The following is a 25,251-nucleotide window of genomic DNA, read 5'->3' on the forward strand; positions in this document are numbered from 1 at the left end:
AATGGAACATCGATCTGACGCGGATGGCGGAATTGTTTCCCTGATTAATAGGTAATCCTTTACATTATTGTATTTTTGTTTACTTTACAGTATGCCGATCATAAAATTAACAAAAATAGAACGAAAGCGATTTCTGACCCTTGTGGTCTGTTTGCTGCTGGCCCTGGGTGGGTGGCTGTTCCTTGCGTTAAATAATAAATACGTTTATACGGCAAAAACAGTACTGATCTACACCAATGTGCCGCAGAAAAAGGCATTTCATCCCCTGCAGTCGGATACGGTAGACCTGCAGGTGGAAGGTACTGGCTGGCAACTGTTGTTTGCCCGGCTCAGGATCAATCCTCAATCCATTTCTATCAGTCTGGACAAGCTGAATAACCGGAATTTTGTACTGTTTTCAGAACAGCTGTTCAACATCAACAGGCAGCTGGAAACCTCTCAGAAGATCATTTCTGTAAAGCCGGATACGTTATACTTCGATTTTTCGAAAAGAACTGTTAAAAAGGTACCGGTAAAACTGGTTTCTAAACTGGAGTTCAGGGAGCAATTTGGGATTTCTGACGATACGGAACTCAATCCTGCCTATGTAACGGTGTCCGGACCGGAGAAGGACCTGGAAGAGATCAGCTCCTGGAAAACCGATACACTTAACCTGAAAGGGGTTCAGAACTCCGTAAGTACAAGAGTTCCTATGAAACAAAGCAGCTATAAAAATGTGAGCATTTTTCCTGCCAGCGTTGAAGTGAAGATACCTGTAGATGAGTTTACGGAAAAAACCATAGACGTGCCTGTAAAGGTCATCAACAACAAACAGTATTTGAATGTTAAGTTGTTCCCTAAAAAAATAAGACTGACTTTTCTCGTCGCTTTATCTTCCTATCAGCAGGTCAATGAAGATTTTATTGATGCAGTAGTAGATCTGGATGAATGGAGGTTAGAAGGGCATCATAAATTGAGGGTAAAGTTGTCCCGGTTTCCTGATTATTGTAAAGTGATTAAAATTGAGCCCGCCAAATTGGATTTTATAATAGAAAAATAATGTTAAAGATTGGTATTACAGGAGGAATTGGAAGTGGTAAGACCACCATCTGTCATATTTTTGAAACACTTGGTGCATCGGTTTTCTATGCAGATGATGTAGCCAAGCAGATCATGGTTACCGATCCTGTTCTGGTTGCGGGCGTTAAAGAAACTTTTGGAGAAGAAAGTTACCAGCAAAATGGCGTACTGAATAATAAATACATTGCAGGCATCGTGTTTAATGATGCTGCACAACTGGCTAAACTGAATGCATTGGTACATCCGGCCGTATTCAGAGTCTTTGATATCTGGGTAGCACAGGTGCCTGAAACTTGTCCTTATATCTTAAAAGAGGCTGCTCTGCTGTTTGAAAGCGGTTCCTACCAGATGTGTGATAAAAACATTCTGGTCACCGCACCAGTAGAAGTCAGAATGGCCAGGGTAATGGCACGAGATCAGGTTACCCAGGCACAGGTGAAGGCCAGGATGGATAAACAATATACAGATGAACAGAAACTGAAGATGGCAGATTTTTTCATTATAAATGATGAAAGCAGCTCTGTTATAGAACAGGTGCTGAGCCTGCACCACCAGTTTCTGCAGATAAAGGATTAAATGATAGCAGAGGATTTTTTAGTACAAACGAAAATCGGTTTGTACTGTGTTTACGGGGATTTTTATTTAGATCCAAAAGAACCGGTTCGCCTTGCAGTGATTTCCCATGCCCATGGAGACCATGCCGTACCAGGTAATGCAAAAGTATACTGTGGCAGGGCCACCTCTTTGTTTATGAAGCACAGGTATCGGGAAGAGGCCGCAGGCGAATTCTATATCAAGGCCTATCACGAAGCTTTTGAGATCAATGGAGTGCTGCTTCAATTTATTCCTGCCGGACATATTCTGGGCTCAGCGCAGATCCTGATGGAATACCAGGGAACCAGGTACCTGTATACAGGAGATTTTAAACTGCAAAAAGACCCGACCTGCGAACCTTTTGAATTTGTGGGGGCAGATGTACTGATTACAGAAACGACTTTTGCAAACCCGGAGACACAGCATCCCGATCCGGAAGAAGAGATTAAAAAACTCAACTCAACCGATCTGAATATTATGCTGGGCGCTTATGTCCTTGGAAAAAGTCAAAGACTACTGGAATTGATGAATCAGTATTGTAAAGGGAAAAAGATATTGGTGCACCATAGTATCCTTCCGTTCATCAAAATCTATGAACAGGAGGGGAGGTCTCTGGGCACCTACGAGATTTTTGATAAACGGATATTGAAGGCCAATGTAAAAAATGTTGTTTACCTGGTACCTCCAATGGTTTTCAATAGTAATGTGAAGACACTCAATGTCATTAAAGTGTTTGCAACAGGGTGGAAAGACCTGCAGAAAATGAACCAGATGCAGTTATACCTTTCAGATCATGCAGACTGGAAAGACATTTTATACACCATCAGCCAGGTCAAACCCACAGAAGTTTGGACCACCCACGGCAGTGGTCACCAGTTAAAATTTCACTACCAGGAAAGTTTGGTCGTTAAATTGCTTAATTAAATGGAAGAAGGCGTAGATTTCTATTTCAATGAGGAGGGGCTTATGGTATTTACTGAAGCCTACCACCTCAAAAGAGGACACTGCTGTAAAAATAAATGCAGACATTGCCCCTGGAAATATGGAAAGAAAAAAGGCAGTTCTCCAGATAAGAAAGAAAAATAGTGCACATGGAATTGCAGAAAGAAATTAAGACATCCCGGTTTGAAAGTGTTTTCCAGCAAGCCGTAGTCAACGTATTTTATACCTATAGCTGGTGTACCGAGCAGATGAAACAAATCGTTGTACCTTATGAAATCACCACCCAGCAATTTAATGTGCTGCGAATCTTAAGAGGACAACATCCCAGACCCTCTACCATTAACCTGATCAAATCGAGGATGATGGATAAAATGTCTGATGCCTCCCGGATTGTAGACCGGCTGGTACAGAAAGGACTTGTAGAAAAGGAAATTAATTCAACCGATAAAAGAGCTGTAGACATCCGAATCAGCAAAAAAGGGCTGACACTTTTAAAAAGAATGGACGAAGAGGTGAACCTGTCGGCTATGGTTTCTTCCAACCTCACCGAAGAGGAAGCTTTACAATTGAACCTGCTCCTGGATAAGTTGCGGGGTTAATGCCCGGAACTGTAAAAGCCAACCAGGGCAATGCTGATGCCCAGCAATACGGCCACCATTTTGCGCTTGCTGACTTTATGGTCTACACTTGATTCAAATAGGATGGTTGTGGAGATGTGCAGGAAGATTCCGATCACAATACCCATCATCTTATTGAAATAAGCTTCTACACCGCCTATGGTGCCATTGCTTAGTCCTATACTTACATAAAATCCAAGCGGAGCCATTAATGCGAAAATAATGATGTAAAAAAGGATCTTTCCGGCTTTGTAGTGGTTTTGCATCAGGATGCTGGCCAGTGCAAAAGCAGCAGGGATATGGTGCAGGGCAATCCCAAAGATCAACTCATTGTGGTGGTCTTTGGCCAGTGGCATACCCTCTAAAAAAGCATGAAGGCATAAACTGATCATAATTCCGTAAGGGAAAATATGATTTTCGTTGTGTTTGTGAATATGTCCATGTTCCACACCCTCTGAAAATTGCTCCAGGAATACCTGCAGCAAAAAGCCGATCAGTATAAAGATCCCAATCTCATGGGCATCCGCACCACTGTAGGCATCGGGAATGAGGTGTAAAACAGTGATGGCAAAAAGGTAAGCCCCACTGAAAGAAAGGATCAGCTTAAGCAATTGTGATTTGTCACTTTTAACCAGGAAAATTGCTGCTCCGCCAAAAAAGGCACAAAAGAATAGTATAAATAATTTCCAGATCTCCATTTATATACGATTTTGCAGTTTTTTATAGATAATAGAGGTGAGCAGGCCAACTAAGGTACCCAGAACAGCACCGGCCAGTGTATCTATAGGGTAATGTACGCCAACATAGATTTGCGCGAAGGATATAATAAATGCCCAGGCCAGACCTATAGGTAATATCGGTTTCCAGCGGTCATAAAAAACAAGGATCAAAAATACCGCTATCCCAAAATGATTGGTGGCATGGGCAGAAGGAAAGCTGTAGCCACTTCCGCAGGGCACGCGGTGAATGAGTTCAGCAGAGAGTACAATGTCATTGCAAGGCCGTGGACGGGCTACAAAAGGTTTGATACATCTGGATGAAAAAGCATCACCAATAGCAAAGGTAAGCAAGATCATACCTATGATGAGGAATCCTTTCTTTTTATACTCCTTGATGCAGAAAATGATAATGAACAAATACAATGGTGCCCAAAAGAACCGGTTGCGCATCAAAGGCATCAGCCAGTCAAAGAAGCCATTGGAAAGGCCTCTGTTGATCCGCAGAAAAAGATCATGGTCAAATTGCAGGAGTGTTTCTATCATGCTTTTTTGCAGACTAAAATTAATCGGTCTGATTGTGTTTCATGGTATTCACCCAGAGAATAGTCTCCAAATTTCGCAACGATCTGCAGGCCGCTTTTCAGGAACATCCTTTCAAAATCCTCCAGTGTAAAGGCTTGAACCCTTTCTTCAAAGGCAAAAGCTTTTCCTCGGTGTTCGAAATTAATATGCTTGATGATTTTACCCTCAGAAACAAACTTATGCAGATGGAATTCTATGCCCTCCAGCGTTTTAGTTTCCTGGCGGGTCAGGTTTTTAATGATCTTTACCGTGTTGAAATAATCGATCACCAGGGTGCCATCTGGTTTTAAACCTTTTCTGAAGGATTTTAAAGCATTGACATGGTCTTTCTCTGTTTCGAAATAACCAAAACTGGTAAACAAGTTTAACGCAATGTCAAAATAATTGATAAATGACAAGCGGCGCATATCATGTACAAAGAAATGCAGGTTCTTCTGCTCAAATTGCTGTGCATAACGTATACTTTGCTCAGAAAGATCTATCCCGGTTACGTCGTAGCCCTTTTTATTCAGATAAATGGCATGCCGACCTCTTCCGCAAGCAATATCCAGGATCCTGGAATCGGCAGACGGTTTCAGATAGGCAGAAAGATTATCGATTAAAAATTCTGCTTCCTCATCGTTGCGCTGACTGTAAAGTATATGATAATAAGGAGAATTGAACCAATATTGAAACCATTTGCGCTGCATAGAGCTTTGTTTAAAATTTTTATTACTCCGCAAATATAGTATAATACCCATTTACTACCCTCGCTACTTAAATTTTTCTTATTTTTGGGTCAATAAAAAACCGAAAAATTGACACTGATAAAATCTATTTCTGGAATAAGAGGAACCATCGGCGGAATTGCCGGAAACGGGTTAACTCCAATTGATGTTGTAAAATTCACGGCAGCCTATGGCTCCTGGGTCATTGCGAAAACCAATAATAAAAAGATTGTGCTTGGACGCGACGCCCGTATATCTGGTGAAATGGTCAATAACCTGGTGATCGGAACCTTACAGGGGTTGGGCATCGAAGTTATAGACCTTGGACTGAGCACTACCCCAACGGTAGAAGTTGCTGTACCCCTGGAAAAAGCAGGTGGTGGTATTATCTTGACAGCCAGCCATAATCCAAAACAGTGGAATGCCTTAAAACTGCTCAACGGTAAAGGCGAATTTATCAGTGATGCTGACGGAAAAGAGGTGCTTGACCTGGCGGAGCGTGCTGATTTTGACTTTGCAGATGTTAATGATTTAGGTAAAGTTGTTGTTAACGATACTTACCTGCAAAAACATATAGATGCCATCCTGGCCCTGCCACTGGTGGATGTAGAGGCTATTAAAGCCGCAAATTTTAAAATTGCAATTGACTGTGTGAATTCTACAGGAGGGATCTTTGTACCTGCCCTGTTAAAAGCACTCGGTGTAAAAACTATTTATGAGTTGTTCTGCGAACCTAACGGTGAATTTCCGCACAATCCGGAACCGCTTCCGGAGAATCTGACGGAAATAGCAAAGGTAGTGCAAAGCAAAAATGCAGACCTGGGGATCGTTGTAGATCCGGATGTAGACCGTTTGTGCTTTGTTTGCGAAGACGGTTCCATGTTCGGAGAAGAATATACACTGGTTGCCGTAGCAGATTATGTGTTAAAGCATACACCAGGAAATACAGTATCCAACCTTTCTTCTACCCGTGCACTGAGAGATGTTACGGAGAAAGCGGGAGGGACTTACAATGCAGCAGCAGTAGGAGAGGTAAATGTGGTGAACAAAATGAAAGAGACCAATGCGATTATTGGCGGAGAAGGTAATGGCGGGATCATTTATCCTGAATTACATTATGGAAGAGATGCCCTGGTGGGAATCGCTTTGTTCCTGACGCATCTGGCCAACTTCGGAAAATCCATTTCTTTACTGAGAAGCAGCTATCCGAATTATCATATTTCTAAAAATAAGATTACGCTTACGCCTGAAATGGATATTGACGCTTTATTGCTCAAGGTGCAGGATAAGTATAAAAACCAGCCAAGCAGTACTATTGATGGTTTGAAAATTGAGTTTGACAATGAATGGGTACACCTGAGAAGGTCAAACACAGAACCGATCATCCGGATTTACAGCGAAGCCCAGAACGAGACTGTTGCAGAAGGACTGGCTTCAAAAATCATCTCGGATATCAAAGAAATCTTAAAATTGAACTAAAAACAAATGAACAGAATCTATTTAGATAATGCCGCTACAACTCCTCTGGATAAAGAGGTGCTGGCTGAAATGGTTAATGTAATGGATAATTATTATGGAAATCCATCTTCAATCCACGCCCAGGGGCGTGAAGTAAGAACATTAATCGAGAAGGCCCGCAAAACCGTAGCCGGCTTATTAAATGCGGTTCCTGCAGAAATATTTTTTACTTCGGGTGGTACCGAAGCAGACAATACAGCCATCCGGTGTGGTATTGATGCTTTTGGTCTTAAACATGCCATTACGTCTAAAATTGAGCACCACGCCGTAGAGCATACCCTGGAAATGCTGTTGAAAAACGGTGTGATCGATAAACTCAGCTATGTGAATATCGACGACAAGGGAAATGTGGATTATGCCCACCTGGAGCAGTTGCTAAAAGAGAACGAGCGTTCTTTTGTATCGCTGATGCATGCCAATAACGAACTGGGAACCTTAACCGATATTGTTAAGGTAGGTGATCTTTGTGAAACCTATAACGCCATCTATCATTGTGATACGGTGCAAACCATGGGACATTATGTTCATGATGTCAGGAAACTGAAAGCTCATTTTATTGTTTGTGCAGCACATAAATTCCATGGTCCCAAAGGTGTGGGTTTCCTCTATGTGAACCACAACATTAAGATCAGTCCAATGATCTTTGGCGGTGCTCAGGAGCGGAATATGCGTGGGGGAACAGAAAATGTATACGGCATTGTGGGCCTGGCCAAAGCGATGGAAATTGCCTATGCGGAAATGGAAAAACACCAGAACTATATCCAGGAACTGAAAACCTATATGAAGAATAAACTGCTTGCAGAAGTACCTGGAGTTGGCTTTAACGGAGAAACAGAACCAGAGAAAAGTCTGTATACGGTTTTAAATGTTTCTTTTCCGGAAATGGAAATGTCAGATATGTTGTTGTTTAATCTCGACATCAACGGAATCTCGGCATCAGGAGGAAGTGCCTGTTCTTCAGGTTCCAATATAGGCTCCCATGTACTCACCGGAATAGCAGCAGACCCTAATAAACCTTCTGTACGTTTTTCTTTCAGTAAGTACAATACCAAAGAAGAACTGGATTTTGTGGTGGATAAAGTAAAGCATATCGTACAGCAAAATGTCAGCGCTTAACTTTTTAAAAATAACTGACCGGAAAGATGAACGTCTTTCCTTTGTAAAGGCACTTTATCAAAGTGCCTTTCCTGTACAGGAGCGAAGGGAATGGCCGGTTCTTTTGTCTTTGATCAGTCCGGGAGCGGAGATGCAGGTGGACCTGGTCACAGACCAGGAACAGCCTGTGGCCTTTGTGATCTGGTGGAAGATTTCAGATTGGCTGTTTATCGAACACCTGGCCGTATCCTCTGCAGAAAGGGGAAAGAATTACGGAAGCCGGATCATGCACCATTATCTGGATGCTGCACAGGGAAATATGCTGCTGGAAGTTGAACCCCCGCTAAGTGAAGAGGCGCAAAGAAGAGTCTCATTCTACGAGCGCCTGGGGCTGCACCTGCTCGATTATATGTATGAGCAGCCTTCTTACCGGGAAAGGGGAGTTGTTTATCCTATGCGCCTGATGAGTACCTGTAAAGAACTATTGGACAGGCCAATGTTCAGCCATCTGGTGGAACAGATTAAAGCTAAAGTTTATTTTATATAAAAAAGGCGTTTGTGAAATCCACAAACGCCTTTTATGTATCTATCTTTTGTTAGTTCTTCATCATCTTTAAAAAGCTGGCCAGTTTTGACTTCATCGCTCTTCTGTCTACAATAAAATCAAGGAAACCATGCTCCAATACAAATTCAGAGGTTTGGAAACCCTTAGGGAGGTCTTTCTTAATCGTTTCTTTAATGACCCTTGGACCTGCAAAGCCGATCAGTGCACCCGGTTCTGCAATATTGATATCCCCAAGCATGGCATAAGAAGCTGTTACACCACCCGTTGTAGGATCTGTTAATAAAGAAATATAAGGAATCTTTGCCTGGCTCAATAAAGCCAGTTTAGCCGAAGTTTTAGCCATTTGCATTAACGAGAATGCAGCTTCCATCATTCGCGCTCCCCCTGATTTAGAGATCATCAGGAAAGGGATTTTATGTTTAATGCTATAATCAATTGATCTGGCAATCTTTTCTCCTACAACCGATCCCATAGAGCCACCAATAAAATTGAAGTCCATACAGGCAATCACCAGTTCTTCACCTTCGATCTTTCCGTGTGCAGCCCTGATGGCATCATTTAAGCCGGTTTTAGCGATGCTTTCTACCAGTCTGTCTTTATAAGGTTTGCTGTCTGTAAAGTTTAAAGGATCTCCTGATTTTAACCCCGCAAAGAGTTCTTTGAACTGGTTGTCGTCAAATAATACCTGGAAATATTCTTTAGAACCTACCCTCAGGTGGTAATCACAATAATGACAAACATATTTATTTTCTATAAGATCCGAACTGTGTAATGCCTTTTTGCAATTAGGACATTTGTTCCATAAACCATCCGGCGCTTCCTTTTTTTCTTCTGTCAGTGTACTAATACCTTTATTTTCTCTCTTAAACCAAGCCATGTTATTTGTTGAAAAATGCGACTACAAAGAAACAAAAAAAAAATTGAACCGTCTATGATAGTTTTAGGATAAAATAAAACCCGGCTTAGATTTGCCTTAATCTATATTTTTCCTAACTTCGGCGTATACAAAAATTAGAAAAATGAGTTTAAAAGGCTACAAAGGAGTAATTTACGGAGACGCCGTTCAGGAATTGTTTGAGCAGGCTAAAAAGCACCAGTTTGCATTACCAGCAGTTAACGTTACGGGAACCAATACGATTAACGCAGTAATGGAAACGGCGAAAGCTGTAAATTCACCCGTTATGATTCAGTTGTCAAATGGTGGAGCACAGTTCTACGCAGGTAAGACATTGAATAATGAAAACCTTAAAGCATGTGTACTGGGCGCAGTATCCGCAGCTAAACACGTGCATTTACTTGCAGAACACTATGGTGTAGCTGTAGTATTACATACGGATCATGCGGCTAAAAAATTACTTCCATGGATTGATGGATTGTTGGATCACGGTGAACAATTCTTCGCAGAACATGGAAAACCATTGTTTTCTTCCCACATGCTGGACCTTTCGGAAGAACCGATTGAAGAAAATATGGAAATCTCTGCTAAATATTTAGCCCGTATGGCTAAAATGGGCATGACCATTGAGATCGAACTGGGTGTAACCGGTGGTGAGGAAGATGGTGTAGATAACAGTGATGTAGACAGTTCTAAACTGTATACACAGCCTTCTGAAGTAGCTTATGCTTACGAAGAATTAAGCAAAGTAAGTGATAAGTTTACTGTAGCAGCAGCATTTGGAAACGTTCACGGGGTATACAAACCAGGTAACGTGAAACTGCAGCCGGTAATTTTAAAGAACTCACAAGATTATATCAGAGAGAAATTCAACCTGACTGCAGAAAAACCAATCAATTTCGTTTTCCATGGTGGTTCAGGTTCTTCTCAGGAAGAGATCAGAGAGGCCATTTCTTATGGTGCGATCAAAATGAACATCGATACAGATATGCAATGGGCATTCTGGGAAGGTATCCTGGATTACTATAAAGCGAATGAGGCTTATCTGCAAGGTCAGATCGGAAATCCTGATGGAGAAGATAAACCAAATAAAAAATACTACGATCCGCGCGTTTGGTTACGTAAAGGTGAAGAAGCATTTGTTAAGCGTTTAACCCAGGCTTTTGAAGACCTGAACTGCAAAGACGCCAGCGATAAATTATAGTTTATAAATAGATAAAAAGTAAGCTTAAATTGTGCGGTCGTCATGCTGAATTTATTTCAGCATGACGACCGCTTTACAATCGACAGCTTTACACAATCAATCGTTTTAATAAGTCGCTTTCAAACAGAGCGACTTATTTTTTGTTATAGTATTCATGGACACACTAGAGGTTATTAAAATCAGCAGCCAGGAGCAGCTGGAAGATGCGTTTGCAATTCGTAAAAAGGTATTTGTTGATGAGCAACATTGCCCGCCCGAACTGGAATGGGAGAATGAAGATGTTTCTACTCACTTCTTAGCTCTACTTGGTCAGCAACCCTGCGGCGCCTGCCGCTGGCGTAAAACAGATAAAGGTTATAAACTGGAAAGGTTTGCTGTATTAAAAGAGTTCAGGGGAAAAAGAATAGGGCAGGCCATGGTGGCTGCTGTTCTGGCCGATTTACCTGAAGATCATCAATATGTTTACCTGAATGCACAACTGGATGCTGTTTCCCTATACAGCAAGTTCGGCTTTGCTGCAGAAGGACCACAATTTGAAGAAGCAGGTATGATGCACGTAAAAATGGTGCGTAAAGCCTGATCCTTTTTTCAGCAGAATTTAAAGAAAGATCCTGGAAGAATAGGCCAGGGCCGCCTTCCATTTGTCCATATCGAGTCCGGTAGGCTCATCAATATGGTCCAGATAATTGATTAAGTCTTCTGTTGCCAGATTTCCCGTGAGGTCATCGGCAGCCATAGGGCAGCCTCCATATCCCTTTAGTGCGCTGTCAAAGCGCCTGCAACCACTTTCATAAGCTGCCTGTATCTTTTCCTGCCGTGTTTCCGGTGTACTGTGCAGGTGTACACCAATTTCGATGTCAGCAAAGCTCTGGGTGATTCCAGGCAAAATAGCCTTGATCTTTTCTGGAGAAGAAACCCCCGTGGTATCAGAAAGAGAAAGAATTTTTACACCAAGTCCAGCCAGTTTCCCTGTCCAGTGTTCTACGATATCTATATTCCAGGGATCTCCGTAAGGATTTCCAAAGCCCATAGACAAGTAAACCACGGCCTGTTTGCTGTGCCGGTCACAAAGCTCCAGCATTTGCTTTACAGTATCCATAGATTGCAGGATACTGGAATTGGTGTTGCGCTGTTGGAAGGTTTCTGAGATAGAAAAAGGGAAGCCAAGATAAGTGATCTCCGAATGCTGAACCGCTTCTTCAGCACCTCTCACATTGGCTACAATGGCCAGTAATTTGGAAGCCGTATCGCTCAGATCCAGTTTAGACAGCACTTCTTTGGTATCCCTCAATTGAGGAATCGCTTTAGGAGAAACAAAACTGCCAAAATCAATCGTATCAAAACCGACTTGCAGGAGCAGGTTGATATAGGCTGCTTTAAGATCTGTATCAATAAAATGATGGATGCCCTGCATGGCATCTCTTGGGCATTCAATCAGTTTAATCCGTTTTTCCATAAGGAAGCTTTATGCATTTCTGTAAAGATAGATACAACAAAAAAGGCATCCAATAGATGGATGCCTTTTTATATACATTTTATTTGTATTAAAGTCTATTTGCTTTTTCCAAGATCCACTACAATTGGTGTAGAGATACAAAGTGAAGAATAAGTACCGATAACACGGCCAATTAATAAAGCAAAGATAAATCCTCTGATGCTGTCTCCACCGAAGATGAAGATCACCAATAATACAAAGAATACAGTTAATGAAGTCAGGATGGTACGGCTTAATGTACTGTTCAGCGCGAAGTTGATCAGTTTATTACGCTCTTCACCATGAAGATCTTCTTTACCATGCTCTGCAAGTTTCTCGCGGATACGGTCAAACACAACCACTGTTTCAGTCATCGTATAAGACATTACCGTTAAGATGGCCGCGATGAAATCCTGTCCGATCTCTAATGAGAATGGAAGCACGCCATCTAAAATGGTATAGAAAGAAAGTACCAGCAATACGTCATGGAATAACGCGATTACCGCACCCAAACCATAGTTCAGTTTTTTAAACCTGATGATGATATAGAAGAACATCAGTAAGCAAGAGAACAATACCGCACCATACGCGCTATATACCAGGTCACTTGCAATGATAGGTCCTACTTTCTGGTTACTTTCAATGGTGTATTTTGCCCCGGTTTTATCCAGACCTTTTTTCAATGCATCTTCTACCAGTTTATCCGCATGTGTATCCTGATCGGCAATGTGGAAAGTCGTGGTGATTTTTAATTCATTGTCATTACCAGCAGTTTTAACCTCTGGTGCCTCGTTGTCGAAAAGAGGGGTTAAATCAGATTTAACATCTTCAGTAGATATGTTTTTATCGAAGTGAACGATATAAGTTCTTCCACCTTTAAAGTCGATACCCAGTTTCAATCCGCCATTTTTAAAGTAGAAGATGAAACCTAAAACAATGATTACAGATGAAATGGTGTAATAAATCTTTCTGCGTCCAACAAAATCAAAAGCAATGTTTTTGAAGGCATGCAGGGTAGCTTTGTTACCAAAAGTGATGTTGGCGTTTTTGCTCAGCAGAGATTCGAAAACCAAACGGGAGATCAATACCGCGCAGAACAGAGATGACAAGATACCAATACACAAAGTCGTAGCGAAACCTTGTACCGGTCCGTTACCGAAAATGTACAGGATCACACCTAAGATCAATACCGTTACGTTAGAGTCAATGATGGAAGGCATTGCATGTTTGAAACCTTCTTTAATAGAAAGTGCAGTGCTTTTGCCATGAAGCAATTCTTCTCTCACCCTTTCAAAGATCAGGATGTTCGCATCAACCGATAAACCAATTACCAAAATGATACCAGCGATACCAGGTAAAGTTAATACCGCACCTAAGGATACCAGGATACCCATGATGAAGAATAAGTTGATCACAAGCGCTAAGTTAGCCACCCATCCAGCTTTGTTGTAATACAAGGCCATAAAGATCAGGATCACTATGAAGGCAAGAACAAATGACAATAAGCCGTTGTGGATTGCAGCCTGACCTAAAGAAGGACCGACAACATATTCTCCTACAATTTTAGCAGGAGCAGGTAATTTACCAGCCTTTAAGATGTTGGCTAAATCTTGTGTATCGTTTACAGTGAAACTTCCTGTGATAGAAGAAATACCGTTAGGGATTTCGTTCTGAACAGTAGGAGCAGAGTAAACTGTATTGTCTAAAACAATAGCAATAGCTTTTTTATTGTTTGGATCTGCAGAAGCTTCTGCAGTGATTTTTTTCCATTTTGCAGCACCTTCACCAGTCATGTACATGGTTACTTCTGGTTTGCCTTTCTGGTCAAAGTCATGACGGGCATCGCTGATCGCATCACCACCTAAATCAGGTTTGCCATCTGCTGAAGTCACTTTGATTGCATACAATTCGAAAACCTTGGTGTTTTCCATAGGTTTTACACTCCACATAAATTTGAAAGTAGGAGGAATGATAGAAGCAATTTCAGGTTTTGCAAAGTAGGCGTTTACTTTAGCGGTATCTTTTTGAGCTACCCATCCTACAACCGGACCCGGACGTAAAGCAGGCTGTCCGTTTTGACCTTGATAGGTTGGAATACTCAATACAGCAAATAAAGGGTTGTTTTTAGAAAGCTCCTGTTTTTTAACATCAGCAGAATCTTTGGTTGCCGGCTTTTTCGCCAGACCAGCCAGTTTACTTTCTGTTTTAGCTGTAGTATCTTTAACAGCAGCCGTAGCTGAAGTATCTTTTAAAGCTGTAACCAGGGTTTTGTTGATGTTTTCCAGAACAGAATAAACTTCTTCATTCTGGTACACCTGCCAGAACTGAAGTTCTGCAGAACCCTGCAATAATTTATGAATCCTTTCTTTGTCCTGAACACCTGGCATCTCAATCAGGATACGGTTGGTACCTTCTTGTTTCTGCATGTTCGGGCTCACTACACCAAATCCATCGATGCGGCTTCTGATGATGATGAACGAACGGTCGATAGCGCTGGTGGCTTCTTTAGACAAATACGTTTTAACGTCTGAATTACTGGCATTGGCTTTAAGGTCCTTTGCATTGTCCTGATTGGAAAAGAAATCAGCCAGTTTTCCGTTAGGGCTTAATTTTTCATATTCGTTTACGAATAAACCAATGAAATCTTTACCACCAGCGTTTAACTGAGTTTGAGCGTTTGAGATCGCTTTGTTAAAATTAACATCAGCAGGATTGTTAGCCAAAGATTTTACAAGTTCACCTAACGATATTTCCATCGTTACGTTCATACCGCCTTTAAGGTCTAATCCAAGATTGATCTCTTTGGATTTACAGAACTGGTAATTAAAGCCAAAGACCGGATAAACCGGAACAGTAGCCATAGAATCCAAATAAGCCTTTTCTTTTAAAGGGTCTCCTTTGGCATACGCTTTAGCGTTTTTTTCTACGTTTGATGTAACCAGGTTAAACGATAGAGAATACACACAGACAATACCCAATAGTATTGCCATAAATTTTATAAAACCTTTACCTTGCATTTGTTTGTAATTATTTGTCTATATGCTATATATTTTTTTAACAAGTCGGCAAATCTAATTAATTTTTTAATTAATAGGCCTTCTTATTAATTTTTTATTATAGATGATACACTAACGGCGTATAAGTGTCGAAAATGTATATCCAATGGGGTTTTTCTCATCGGGCTGATGAGGTTCAACCTCCGTTTCTGACCAGATGCCGGGATCAATCTCCGGAAAAAAGCTGTCGGCCTCAAAACTCTGGTGGACCCGGGTCAGGTAGATCTTATCGGTTAAATGCAGCGAACTGGCATAGATCTGTGCACCGCCAATCACATACACTTCCTGTTCTTGCTGGCAAAGCGATAAGGCTTCGTCCATGCTTCCAACAATTTCCACCCCCGGAATTTCCAGGTCTTTATTGCGGGTGATGATGATGTTCCGGCGGTTGGGCAAAGGCTTGCCTACAGAATCATAGGTTTTGCGGCCCATAATTACGGTATGTCCGGAGGTAATCTCTTTAAAATGTTTCAGGTCTGCTGGAAGACGCCACAACAACTGGTTGTCTTTTCCAATGGCATTATTTTCTGCAATGGCCACTACTGCGGATACGATCATACGGCAACGGCTCCTTTAATGTGCGGATGCGGATCGTAATTCTCCAGGCTGAAATCTTCGTATTTAAAATCGAAGATGTCTTTGACTTCCGGGTTGATTTTCATCACCGGCAGCGCTTTCGGAGCACGGCTCAGTTGTAGCCTGGCCTGTTCAATATGGTTGTTGTACAAGTGTGCATCTCCAAGGGTATGGATAAAATCACCGTACTGTAATCCGCATACCTGAGCCACCATCATAGTGAGCAGGGCATAGGATGCAATATTAAAAGGTACGCCAAGGAAAATGTCTGCACTTCTCTGGTACAGCTGGCAGCTGAGTTTACCATCGGCTACATAGAACTGGAAAAAGGCATGGCATGGTGGTAGGGCCATGCTTTCAATTTCTGCTACGTTCCATGCCGAAACAATGATCCTTCTGGAATCGGGGTTGTTCTTAATGGTTTTAATTATATTGCTGATCTGATCAATATGGCTACCATCAGGGGAAGGCCAGGAGCGCCATTGTGATCCGTAAACTGGTCCGAGGTCGCCGTTCTCATCGGCCCATTCGTCCCAGATCTTTACACCATTATCTTTTAGATATTTGATATTGGTATCGCCGCTTAAAAACCAGATTAGCTCATGAATAATGGATTTTAAGTGTAATTTCTTTGTGGTTACCATCGGAAAGCCTTCCTGCAGGTTAAATCGCATCTGGTAACCAAAAACACTAATGGTACCTGTTCCGGTGCGGTCATGTTTTTGAGTGCCTTCATCCAGCACATGCTGCATTAAGTCTAAATATTGCTTCATCTTGTAAATTATAATAGGAACACCTCTATTGCAAAAGTACATAATAAAACCATCTTTATACCATCTGGATGCCTTGTTCGTAAAAATTAATGAGCTTGTGTTTTTTAGGAGGTTTATGGGGGATAGGCATGAAAATTGGGTTGAAAATATGTTTTCTGATCTCTCTGGACCTTCCGCGAAGAGATTCAGGCCCTGAGGTTCAATCATGAAAACATATTTTCCTGGGTGCAGACCGGGGAGGGTGTATATCTGCGTGTTCAAAATATAAGTTAGCCTAGCCTAATTCTTTATTATTCTGATCGGAAGAAACCATTGGCAGGTATTTTTTCCAGTTGTCTGCAATGATCCATAGATTGATCACAAAAAGTACCAGTGCTGTCAAGATGCCTGTTATTGGCTCATAGGTAATATTGTGGACCAGAACACCTGTTGCAACTGGTAAAATAACCAATGCACCCAGTGCACGGTATTTAGGGATAATGAACAGAAGGCCTCCTATAACCTCTATGGCTCCAACAAGAGGCATAAGCCAGGATACCCTCATAAAGGCTTCCATTACTTTTAGGTGAGCATCGTCCATTTTTGGCATGGGGAGATAGTTTAAGAATTTATTAAGGCCTGCATTGATAAACATCAGTCCAAAAAGAAGGCAAATGATAAATTTTACTACTTTCATAATCAAGGGGTTTAGATATTAAAAATAAGAAATTCTTTTCAAATCTGATTTTATTATAAAAAGGTGTTTAGAAGTGAAAATATGTTTTCTGAGCTCGCTGAACCTTTCGCGAAAAGCTTCAGGTTCTGATGTCCGTTCATGAAAACATATTTTCCCGGGGTGCAAACCGGGGAGGGTGCAGATTTTTTACAATAAAAAAGGGGCCAAGTCTCCGACTTGTACCCCTTATATTAAATTAACTTTCTCTTATCAAACTTCCATATTATCTTTGATATAGTTGTATGCAGATTTTTTCTTTTTTTGGTTGAATAAAAATAAACCGAAATTTGAAAAGGTTAAGCAAGCAGTTCATCGTTTAATATCTCCTATGGACATACCAGAACAAATTGAAAAATATATCACTGGTGAATCTGAACCAAAGCGTAGCGATATGCAAGGGTTGCACCATCTCCTGCTTCGGGTTTTACCAGGTTGTAAATTATGGTTTGATGATGGTAAAAACAGCGAAAATAAAACGGTTAGTAACCCTACTGTTGGCTATGGATTTCAGACGCTGAAATATGCTGATGGCAAGACCAAAGACTTTTTTCAAATTGGCCTGAGCGCAAACAAAACCGGAATTTCTGTCTATATTCTTGGTGTCAAAGATAAGACGTACTTAGCCCAAACGTTTGGTGGAAATATAGGTAAGGCAAGTGTGACTGGATATTGCATTAAATTTAAAACGCTAAATGATATCAGAATTGATGTGCTGGAAGCGGCAATAAGATATGGGGTTGAGGTTACTGCTGAAAATTAAATTTTTATTAATCTTATTTGTTTTCTTTGGCTTAGGTTGATGCCAGGTTCAGTTTTATCTTGTATTGGTTCTATTATGCTTTACTGTGACTGCGGAATGTCAGTGTATTCACTGCGCTATAAGTGCGCGTTTTTTCTGTAAAAAGGCGCACTCATGGCGCACTCACTGCGCACTCATGGCGCAGTCATAGTGAACAACTATATAGCCATGATACCAGCTTGTCTTATCTGGTTTTAGCTATACTGGTTATGGAATTAATTTTGAAGGTTCAAGGTTGTGTTTACGATTGTCTGGTGTTTCAAAATACCGTAAATTGCATCCAAAGTTCTATTTTTCTGTTTAATTAACAAGTATATTTACGCTGGAAAACAGTATAGATCGCTATAGAACTAAATCATCAAATGAAGCTTGAACCCATAAATAACGAAGAACTACAGAATTTAAGAAATCAAACCATCGGCACGTCTCAACTGATTCATTTTAATAATGCGGGCTCTTCCTTGCCGCCGGATGTTGTAGTTGATACTGTGATTGACTATTTAAGAGAAGAGGCTTTATCTGGGGGATATGAAACCGAAGCGAAATATATAGACCGGATCAATGGTGTCTATGATCAGATTGCTCGGTTGATCAATGCAGACAGAGATGAAGTTGCTGTCTTTGAAAATGCGAGTGCTGCCTGGTGTACGGCTTTTAAAGGTTTATCTTTTAAAGATGGTGATGAAATCATTACGAGCGAGATGGAGTATGTGACCAACCTGATTGGCTTGGTAGATCTGCAAAATGCCGATGGTATTAAGGTTAAGGTCATTCCTAATGACGAACAGGGTAATTTTTCGATGACCGAGTTTGAAAAGGCCATTAACGCTAAAACTAAACTGATTATGGTCACACATGTTTCATCTTCTGGTGGAAGTATTGCGCCAGTTGAGGAAATCGGAGATCTTGCAGAAAAACATCAGATACTCTATCTGGTGGATGCTTGCCAGAGCGCTGGTCAATTGCCCCTGGATGTGAAAAAGATAAAATGCGATATGCTTTCTGCTACGGGGCGTAAATACATGAGAGCTCCAAGAGGAACAGGTTTTTTATTTGTGAAGAAAAGCAGTCAGGATCTCATAAAACCCATACTGTTGGATTTTCAGGCTGCTGGAAATGTATCTTTAACAGCGTACACGCTTAGAAAGGATGCACGTCGTTTTGAGCTTTATGAGAAAAGCAGGGCACTTACCCTTGGGTTTGGGAAGGCAATCGAATATGCAATGAATATTGGATTGGATCGCATATGGCATCGTATTGAACATTTGTCAGTATTGATGAGGAGAAAGCTCGCTGAAATTCCAGGGATCATTGTACGTGATTCTGGTGACCGGCTGAGTGGTATTGTTGCTTTTTCGGTAAACGGTGTGGAGAGTTCAGAGGTTAAACTCAAGCTGGCAGAAATTGGAATTAACGTTTCTGTTGGGGGATCGCAGGCAACTCCGATATATATGGGCAAGAACCAGCTTTCTACGGTGGTGAGAGCCTCTGTGCATTATTACAATACGGAAGAGGAGATCAATACATTGTGCCAGGAGCTTTCTGCTATGATATCGGCGTTGTAAATTATTTTTACGGCACTTCCGGGATGTAGATTTTAAGGTTAAGGTTGTTTCATTTTTTGCTAAGTTTGCGATATGCTTGCCTTTGCCAATGCCAAGATCAATCTTGGTCTGCACATCACAGAAAAGAGAACTGACGGCTACCATAATCTGGAAACCGTATTTTATCCCGTAAAGTTATATGACGTTGTTGAATTGTCAGATGCCGAAGAAACACACTGTGTAATTGCAGGTGTTCAGGTTCCGGGAAAGCTGGAAGACAACATCTGTTTGAAGGCTTATCATTTGTTGGGAAAAGATTTCGAACTGCCTCCTCAGCAAATTACATTGCTTAAAAATATTCCTGTTGGTGCTGGTTTGGGGGGGGGCTCGGCCGACGCGGCTTTCGTAATCAAGCTTCTGAATGATAAATTTAAGCTGGGTCTTAACAGTGCTGCGATGCAGGACTATGCCCGGCAGCTTGGTGCAGATTGTGCTTTTTTCATTGAAAATAAACCTGTTTACGCCTTTGGAAAAGGAGATGAATTTAGTGAATTGCAGCTTGACCTGTCGGCCTATTGTCTGGTTTTGGTCAAACCTGATGTTCATGTCTCCACTGCAGAGGCTTATGCGGGGGTTAAGCCTTCCATGCCTGGGAGATCGCTGAAAGATTTAATACATTTGCCTTTAGAAGACTGGCGGCTGCATGTACAGAATGACTTTGAGCGGAGCGTTTTTTCAAAATATCCAGGGATTGGACAGATTAAAAACAGCCTCTACGAATCGGGCGCAGTTTATGCAGCCATGAGCGGGAGTGGATCTTGTGTCTTTGGAATTTTTGAAAATAAAGTGCGTTTGCCTGAACTGGAAAAAGAGAATAGAATATTTTATAACGTTTGATAGATCATATGGAAATCAATTTAGTACGTAAAAGCGGGAAATTTAATTTTGAAGCCATCAATCCGGCAGGACATACGGTGGAACTGGATGCTAAACCTGAAATAGGCGGTGAGGGCAGAGGGTTCAGGCCAATGGAAATGTTGCTGGTGGGTTTGGGTGGTTGCAGTGGTATCGATGTCGTGAATGTGCTAACCAAACAAAAAGAACCGCTGGAAGATGTAAAGATCAGTATTAAGGCAAGCAGAAAAAATGAAGAAGTTCCTCCGATTTTTGAAACGATCAATATTCATTTTGACCTTTACGGTGCGCTGAGTGAGCAAAAAGTGGAAAGGGCACTGGCTTTAACTTTTGAGAAATATTGCTCCGTATCCAATATCCTGGGGCGTTCTGCGACCATTAAATTTACACATACCATTCATTCTTAAAAGGGGGCAGGACCAGGCTGTTTAGCTGATGTAATCCCGGTCCTCGTCGCTTAAATTATTTTTGTGGTCAGTACTTGTTTTGGGGTCATCAAATTTTTGATCGTAAGTACTGATCACTGTTTTTGGCTTTCCGGCCCAGTATCCAAGCACAAATCCAATAAAGGTAAACACCCCTACCACCACAAGCTTGGAAATATCTTTCTTTACAAAAATAAAATTGAATTCTACGGAGTCTGTGTTGATCATTAAGAAAATGGTCAGCAGGGCGGTAAAGACGATGATAAAAATGGTTTTTGTACGCATAGACTTAAAATGTGTAGGTAAAAATGAACTCTAAGATAGGATTTTGATTATAAATTTTATTCACAAACACCATTCTTGCGCCAATATCGGCCAGGGGTTGGTAACGCAACAGGTGCATGCTGCTGCGCAATTCAAAGCCATAGGTTTTTGGTTCGGATAAATTGGTGTCGTTTCCGATGTTCTCGTAATGACAAAATAAAGTTCCCCTCAAATTTCTTACATAAGCCAGTGGGCCAACCTCCAGGTCGGGAAACACAATCGGGAACCGGTAATTGAGCAGCAAGGTGTTCTGGAGCGGACTTTTTGCCAGAATATTGTTGTAGCCGTATACGGTATTGATCTCGGTGGCGTAACGCCTTACGCCTGTGGCTTTCTGATAGCTGAAATTGATCAGGAAAGAATGGTTTTTGAGCAGCCCGGGAGTGTAAATGAAACTCTCTGCTGAAAAAAGCTCGCCGGCCAGTTTTTGATCGAAGGGTTGATTGAAATATTGGAAACGTAAAATTTGCGCCCATCTCGGTGCAATGTCCCGCGTGGCCTGGGTCTTTCCGTGTGAAAAAGTGAACCGGTACTCCATTGGAAAATTCAGGGAGGTGATGAAATTGGAAGGCATGTTCTGGGGCATGTAGCGTTTGGTTAAACTGGTGGCTACATTGAAGCCGAGGTTGTAATACTCGTCAAGGGCATTCAGGTTAACGGGGATCGTCGCGTTTAGCTTTACGTAGTGTTCTCTCCAGTCTCCTTGTTTGATTGTCTTAGCGGAGCTGTAAAAGGTTCGTTCGGGTCTGTTCTCATAACTGAGTCCGATCACCGGGTAAAATGTTTTCAGGTTGATGCCGGCATTGTATTCAAATCTGCCCAGGTCTCTGTGGTAATTGACACCGGTGTAAAAGTCGAAGGTGTTGAGCAGGTTGTTCGATTGCAGCTGGATCCCGCCAATGTATTCGTTTTCGATCACCGGGACCACGCTGTGGAAGTTGAACAGGTGCATGAACTTTTTATAGGGTGCTGTCTGGAAGGTACTGTCGGGGATGTTCTTTTCAAATATATTTCCGGTATTTTCCTGCTGCTCGGCAGCTTTGCCAAAATAGGCAAAGTTGTTTTCCTGAACTGCCGATGGTGTGAACTGGCTTGAAGCAATGTTGTATCCTTCGGGACCAAAATTATTGAACAGGATCTTTTTGCCGTCTGAAGAGAAGGATGGATTAAAGGCGCCGTATTTTGAAGCGCTCAGAGCGCTTATTTTTTTTGAGGCGGTGTCTATCTGGTAAATATTGTCAACTCCGCTGTAATGTGCGTTAAATGCGATTCCCGAAGAATTAAATATTGGCCTGTTGAGTTGCTGGTTGGCCTCATTTAGCAATTTGGATTTTTTGCCGTTTTTTTTCGCTGCCCAAAGAGCTTTTCCTTTTTCGCTCACGCTGATGTAAGTGATCCGTTCTCCGCTCTGGTCAAAAGCCGGGCTTTGCAGGATCAGGTTTTCCGGATTGGGGTAGGTATACAGGGTTTTGCCGGTAGTGGCATCGAGTTCGATGAGGTTGGACTGGTTGCTGAGGTCAATTTGTACTGCAATGATTTTTTTGCCGTCGGCCGACAGGGAAGGGGAGAAGGTTCTGGTCCTGCCTTTCAGCTTTTTAATTTTTCTGGTTTTGAAATCGTAGAGACAGATCACGCTGTAGCTGCGTTGTCTGAACCTGGGGTCATAACGGATCTCATCCCAGGTCAGTTTGCCCGCGGCATAACTGAACCAGGCTTGCTCCTGGTAACCGATGCCAAACAGGCGGGTCTCTTTTTGGTTGCTGTCTATGACGACAAAATAAGGGGTCTCGGCTTTGCTTTGTTTCAGTGCCAGGATGTTTCCGTCTTCGAGCCAGGCCGGTAAAAAATAGTCCGTTGCATATTTGGCTTTTTTGTTGAGTTGGGGGTAAGGGCTACTTTGGTTTTTTTCATCCTGGGCTGTCCATGCTTTTTTGAGATCGGCAGTGGTGGCGGTGTACCAGCCCTTGCCGGTTTTGCCTGTCAGTTTTTTCAGACTGCCTGCAAAAGGGTAGGCGCGGGCGGGCCGCTGTCGAATGTCGGTAAGCAGGCTGTCAAAAATATTTTTTCCGAACTGAGTTCTGATGTTGGACACCATGAGGTACCCGAGTTGATAGTAACCCGGAGTGATGTCTTTGTCTGATCCGAAATTGGCTTTGCTGTAGGAAATATTTTTCCCTTCGAGCAGGCTGGTCCGGTAGGGCATGATCCAGGAAGGCTGCCTTCCGCGGCCGGCATGAGTGAGGGAAGTTTCGGTGCTGACAGCGTCTCCTTCAAAGAACCAAAGCGGGATGCTTACACCCATCCAGGCGAGGTAAACTTCTTCGGGAAAAGGGTAGGCTTTTCCGTGGGTGAGTTTGTCATATTGGGCGGCATGTCTGAGCTCGTGAACGGCCAGATTATTGAGCCAGTCCTGGCTATCGAAAAACTGTGGGGGAGTGGTGTAGAATTCGGATTTTTTTGGACCCAGTTGAACGAAGCCGTTTGCAATCACACCACGGTTTTGAAGCACGATCGGGAGGGTGGTTTTTCGTACGCCCAGACTGGCGCCGTCATAAGGAAAAATGAAGCCGATGGTATTGGCCATTCTTTGTGCTTCTTTTTCAAGTTCGGTTGGATAGATGATCTTAAAACCTTTGTTGTTGATCTGTCTCCATTTTACACTAAGTGGGTTCTGTTCTGCGCTGAAAATCTGTGAAAAACCGGAATGTGATATTGAAGTTAATATGATTAGGTTTAAGTATCTGAATTTTAATAGTTTATTTTTTAGTATTTGAATCATAAAACTTCATTGCTAATATGTTTAGTATTTTTTCGCGAAAATTTAAAGATTTATATGGATTTAAATTTTAAATAATCTATATAATTTGTTGGTAATGTGTTTGTTGATGTTTCTATTATTATTGAAGTATTTGTTGATTTTTGTGCTTTTTTTGTTGTGTTTCGCCTGGTTTTGCTCTTCTTGTTCAGGCGGCTCCTGTTGCTTGATGAAGGTACACTATTTACCCCGTAAATTAAAAATAATTTTAGCTGTTAAATTAAAGAATGTATATAGAATGGAAGCGTAAAATAAGTTGTGAAACATGGCCTCCCCTCCCCTTACATCTGATTTTTATGTCGGTTTTATTTGATGAAATGTTGTGTTTGATGAGAAGTTTTTTAGTGATTTCAGGGCCTGGAAATGGGGCGTGAATTGCTGTTCTTCAAGCCGGGATAAAGGGCTTTTTCAGGGGAGGAAAAATGGGGAAATAAGGGCTTTTTTTAGAATTGATTTCTTCTTTTTTTGTAGATGGGGTACAGGAAAACTGCACCCAAAATCAGGACGGCTCCAACGTAAAATCCGGGGGTCATAGTCTCTTTATTTCCGAAGAAAAGGAAGGCTAAAAGGATGCCGTAAACGGGCTCGAGATTGGTGATCAGTGCTACCCGGAATGCCGATAAATAGCGCATCACTCCAACACCTGCAACATAGGCAAGGGCGGTACAAACTGTACCTAAAAGGAAGAGGTAAAGCCAGTCGCTACCACTTAAATTGAAGGTCTCTGTGAGCAGGCTTTTGTCGAATAAACGGTACAAAGTGATCCAGAAAAATGCGCCTGTGATCTCGTAAAAACTGATGATTCTGGCTTCACTTTTTTGCACCAGACTGGAATTGATGACTGAAAAAAGGGCGGAGGCTACTGCAGCTGAGAGACCGAAAATGATTCCTAAAGTGTATTTTGTTTCGAATTTAAAGATCAGATAAATGCCCAGAATGATGATGAAACCAATCACTACATCGCCTGTTTGCATCCTTTGCCTTTTCATAAGGGGCTCTAAAATTGCCGTGAAAAGCGTAAATGAAGAGAGGCAAACCAGGGTTACAGAAACGGTTGAAACCTTAATGGCGTGAAAGAACAGTATCCAGTGGAGGGCCACCAGGCTTCCTGTAAAGATGAATTGCAGAAATTGCTTCCTGCTTACTTTAATACTGGTTTTGCTGAGTATAAAATATAGAAACAGTGTAATGGAGGCAATCATGACACGATACCATACCATTTGTACTGCATTGATGGAGATCAGCGCCCCCAGAATGCCTGTAAAGCCCCAGATGAAAACTGTAAAATGAAGGATGAGCAGGTTTTTGGTGGTGTTGTTGGTCTGGGTAAGGGGCATG

26 protein-coding genes are annotated in these 25,251 nt (G+C 41.8%); 14 read left to right on the forward strand and 12 right to left on the reverse strand.

Features of this window, described 5'->3' with window-relative positions; all coding sequences use genetic code 11:
* The first annotated feature begins 91 nt into the window (after positions 1 to 91).
* The 5 genes from R2S08_RS00460 to R2S08_RS00480 are packed head-to-tail and all read left to right on the forward strand — an operon-like array spanning position 92 to position 3,194.
* Positions 92 to 1,039 carry a YbbR-like domain-containing protein gene (locus tag R2S08_RS00460; RefSeq protein ID WP_316833361.1) on the forward strand — a complete coding sequence of 316 codons (948 nt, stop codon included), beginning with the start codon at positions 92 to 94 and terminating at the stop codon, positions 1,037 to 1,039.
* Positions 1,039 to 1,635, forward strand: coding sequence for a dephospho-CoA kinase (gene coaE, locus R2S08_RS00465; RefSeq protein ID WP_316833362.1), 597 nt, complete (start codon positions 1,039 to 1,041; stop codon positions 1,633 to 1,635). Before R2S08_RS00460 ends, coaE begins: the two co-directional genes overlap by 1 nt.
* Complete coding sequence (locus tag R2S08_RS00470; RefSeq protein WP_316833363.1) at positions 1,636 to 2,577, forward strand: exonuclease; 942 nt, start codon at positions 1,636 to 1,638, stop codon at positions 2,575 to 2,577.
* Positions 2,578 to 2,739 (forward strand): DUF5522 domain-containing protein, encoded by a 162-nt coding sequence (locus R2S08_RS00475; protein ID WP_166643919.1) that lies wholly within the window; start codon positions 2,578 to 2,580, stop codon positions 2,737 to 2,739. It begins immediately after the preceding gene.
* 5 nt (positions 2,740 to 2,744) lie between these two features.
* Positions 2,745 to 3,194 carry a MarR family transcriptional regulator gene (locus R2S08_RS00480; RefSeq protein WP_316833364.1) on the forward strand — a complete coding sequence of 150 codons (450 nt, stop codon included), beginning with the start codon at positions 2,745 to 2,747 and terminating at the stop codon, positions 3,192 to 3,194.
* Here the strand turns inward: R2S08_RS00480 and R2S08_RS00485 are convergent.
* The 3 genes from R2S08_RS00485 to R2S08_RS00495 are packed head-to-tail and all read right to left on the reverse strand — an operon-like array spanning position 3,191 to position 5,202.
* A complete protein-coding gene (locus R2S08_RS00485; RefSeq protein WP_316833365.1) occupies positions 3,191 to 3,910 on the reverse strand; it encodes a ZIP family metal transporter in 720 nt (239 codons plus the stop codon). The genes R2S08_RS00480 and R2S08_RS00485 overlap by 4 nt on opposite strands.
* Positions 3,911 to 4,474 carry a phosphatase PAP2 family protein gene (locus R2S08_RS00490; RefSeq protein WP_316833366.1) on the reverse strand — a complete coding sequence of 188 codons (564 nt, stop codon included), beginning with the start codon at positions 4,472 to 4,474 and terminating at the stop codon, positions 3,911 to 3,913.
* On the reverse strand, positions 4,471 to 5,202 hold the full coding sequence (locus R2S08_RS00495) for a class I SAM-dependent methyltransferase (RefSeq protein ID WP_316833367.1): 732 nt from the start codon (positions 5,200 to 5,202) through the stop codon (positions 4,471 to 4,473). The genes R2S08_RS00490 and R2S08_RS00495 overlap by 4 nt, the downstream gene beginning before the upstream one ends.
* 108 nt (positions 5,203 to 5,310) lie before the next feature.
* On the opposite strand from R2S08_RS00495, the gene glmM reads away from it, so the two are divergent.
* Genes glmM through R2S08_RS00510 form a run of 3 tightly spaced genes read left to right on the forward strand, consistent with a single transcriptional unit; the run spans position 5,311 to position 8,380 of the window.
* Complete coding sequence (glmM, locus tag R2S08_RS00500; protein ID WP_316833368.1) at positions 5,311 to 6,699, forward strand: phosphoglucosamine mutase; 1,389 nt, start codon at positions 5,311 to 5,313, stop codon at positions 6,697 to 6,699.
* Positions 6,700 to 6,705: 6 nt separating this feature from the next.
* Complete coding sequence (locus R2S08_RS00505) at positions 6,706 to 7,854, forward strand: cysteine desulfurase family protein (RefSeq protein ID WP_316833369.1); 1,149 nt, start codon at positions 6,706 to 6,708, stop codon at positions 7,852 to 7,854.
* On the forward strand, positions 7,841 to 8,380 hold the full coding sequence (locus tag R2S08_RS00510; protein ID WP_316833370.1) for a GNAT family N-acetyltransferase: 540 nt from the start codon (positions 7,841 to 7,843) through the stop codon (positions 8,378 to 8,380). The genes R2S08_RS00505 and R2S08_RS00510 overlap by 14 nt, the downstream gene beginning before the upstream one ends.
* A gap of 49 nt (positions 8,381 to 8,429) precedes the next feature.
* On the opposite strand, the gene accD is transcribed toward R2S08_RS00510, so the two are convergent.
* Positions 8,430 to 9,275, reverse strand: a complete 846-nt coding sequence (gene accD, locus R2S08_RS00515; protein ID WP_133777722.1) for an acetyl-CoA carboxylase, carboxyltransferase subunit beta — start codon at positions 9,273 to 9,275, stop codon at positions 8,430 to 8,432.
* A 142-nt stretch (positions 9,276 to 9,417) separates the two neighbouring features.
* Here accD and fbaA point away from each other — a divergent pair, with 142 nt between their 5' ends.
* Together fbaA and R2S08_RS00525 are read left to right on the forward strand one after the other, a co-directional pair.
* Positions 9,418 to 10,497: a class II fructose-bisphosphate aldolase gene (gene fbaA, locus R2S08_RS00520; protein ID WP_133777721.1), complete on the forward strand. Its 1,080-nt coding sequence runs from the start codon at positions 9,418 to 9,420 to the stop codon at positions 10,495 to 10,497.
* Positions 10,498 to 10,651: 154 nt separating this feature from the next.
* Positions 10,652 to 11,077 carry a GNAT family N-acetyltransferase gene (locus tag R2S08_RS00525; protein ID WP_316833371.1) on the forward strand — a complete coding sequence of 142 codons (426 nt, stop codon included), beginning with the start codon at positions 10,652 to 10,654 and terminating at the stop codon, positions 11,075 to 11,077.
* Between the two features lie 18 nt (positions 11,078 to 11,095).
* On the opposite strand, the gene R2S08_RS00530 is transcribed toward R2S08_RS00525, so the two are convergent.
* The 5 genes from R2S08_RS00530 to R2S08_RS00550 all read right to left on the reverse strand — a co-directional run bounded on the left by R2S08_RS00530 (position 11,096) and on the right by R2S08_RS00550 (position 17,052).
* Positions 11,096 to 11,953 carry a hydroxymethylglutaryl-CoA lyase gene (locus R2S08_RS00530; protein WP_316833372.1) on the reverse strand — a complete coding sequence of 286 codons (858 nt, stop codon included), beginning with the start codon at positions 11,951 to 11,953 and terminating at the stop codon, positions 11,096 to 11,098.
* Between the two features lie 95 nt (positions 11,954 to 12,048).
* Positions 12,049 to 14,988 carry a protein translocase subunit SecDF gene (secDF, locus tag R2S08_RS00535; RefSeq protein WP_316833373.1) on the reverse strand — a complete coding sequence of 980 codons (2,940 nt, stop codon included), beginning with the start codon at positions 14,986 to 14,988 and terminating at the stop codon, positions 12,049 to 12,051.
* Between the two features lie 111 nt (positions 14,989 to 15,099).
* Positions 15,100 to 15,585, reverse strand: coding sequence for a dihydrofolate reductase (locus R2S08_RS00540; protein WP_133777717.1), 486 nt, complete (start codon positions 15,583 to 15,585; stop codon positions 15,100 to 15,102).
* A complete protein-coding gene (locus tag R2S08_RS00545; protein WP_316833374.1) occupies positions 15,582 to 16,376 on the reverse strand; it encodes a thymidylate synthase in 795 nt (264 codons plus the stop codon). Before R2S08_RS00545 ends, R2S08_RS00540 begins: the two co-directional genes overlap by 4 nt.
* A gap of 274 nt (positions 16,377 to 16,650) precedes the next feature.
* A complete protein-coding gene (locus tag R2S08_RS00550; protein ID WP_316833375.1) occupies positions 16,651 to 17,052 on the reverse strand; it encodes a DoxX family membrane protein in 402 nt (133 codons plus the stop codon).
* 277 nt (positions 17,053 to 17,329) lie between these two features.
* On the opposite strand from R2S08_RS00550, the gene R2S08_RS00555 reads away from it, so the two are divergent.
* From R2S08_RS00555 to R2S08_RS00570, 4 genes are all read left to right on the forward strand, one after another.
* Positions 17,330 to 17,851: a DUF1801 domain-containing protein gene (locus R2S08_RS00555; protein ID WP_316833376.1), complete on the forward strand. Its 522-nt coding sequence runs from the start codon at positions 17,330 to 17,332 to the stop codon at positions 17,849 to 17,851.
* Between the two features lie 401 nt (positions 17,852 to 18,252).
* Entirely contained in the window at positions 18,253 to 19,455 is a 1,203-nt protein-coding gene (locus tag R2S08_RS00560; RefSeq protein ID WP_316833377.1) for an aminotransferase class V-fold PLP-dependent enzyme, read from the forward strand.
* 72 nt (positions 19,456 to 19,527) lie between these two features.
* Positions 19,528 to 20,331, forward strand: a complete 804-nt coding sequence (ispE, locus tag R2S08_RS00565) for a 4-(cytidine 5'-diphospho)-2-C-methyl-D-erythritol kinase (protein WP_316833378.1) — start codon at positions 19,528 to 19,530, stop codon at positions 20,329 to 20,331.
* 8 nt (positions 20,332 to 20,339) lie between these two features.
* Positions 20,340 to 20,756, forward strand: a complete 417-nt coding sequence (locus R2S08_RS00570) for an OsmC family protein (protein ID WP_133777712.1) — start codon at positions 20,340 to 20,342, stop codon at positions 20,754 to 20,756.
* 21 nt (positions 20,757 to 20,777) lie between these two features.
* Here R2S08_RS00570 and R2S08_RS00575 read toward each other — a convergent pair whose 3' ends face one another.
* The 3 genes from R2S08_RS00575 to R2S08_RS00585 all read right to left on the reverse strand — a co-directional run bounded on the left by R2S08_RS00575 (position 20,778) and on the right by R2S08_RS00585 (position 25,250).
* Positions 20,778 to 21,059: a hypothetical protein gene (locus tag R2S08_RS00575; RefSeq protein WP_133777711.1), complete on the reverse strand. Its 282-nt coding sequence runs from the start codon at positions 21,057 to 21,059 to the stop codon at positions 20,778 to 20,780.
* A gap of 4 nt (positions 21,060 to 21,063) precedes the next feature.
* Positions 21,064 to 23,877 (reverse strand): hypothetical protein, encoded by a 2,814-nt coding sequence (locus tag R2S08_RS00580; RefSeq protein ID WP_316833379.1) that lies wholly within the window; start codon positions 23,875 to 23,877, stop codon positions 21,064 to 21,066.
* 479 nt (positions 23,878 to 24,356) lie between these two features.
* Entirely contained in the window at positions 24,357 to 25,250 is an 894-nt protein-coding gene (locus tag R2S08_RS00585; protein WP_316833380.1) for a DMT family transporter, read from the reverse strand.
* Between the last annotated feature and the right edge of the window lies 1 nt (position 25,251).

Source organism: Pedobacter nutrimenti (genome assembly GCF_032678445.1).
Classification (GTDB): domain Bacteria; phylum Bacteroidota; class Bacteroidia; order Sphingobacteriales; family Sphingobacteriaceae; genus Pedobacter; species Pedobacter nutrimenti_A.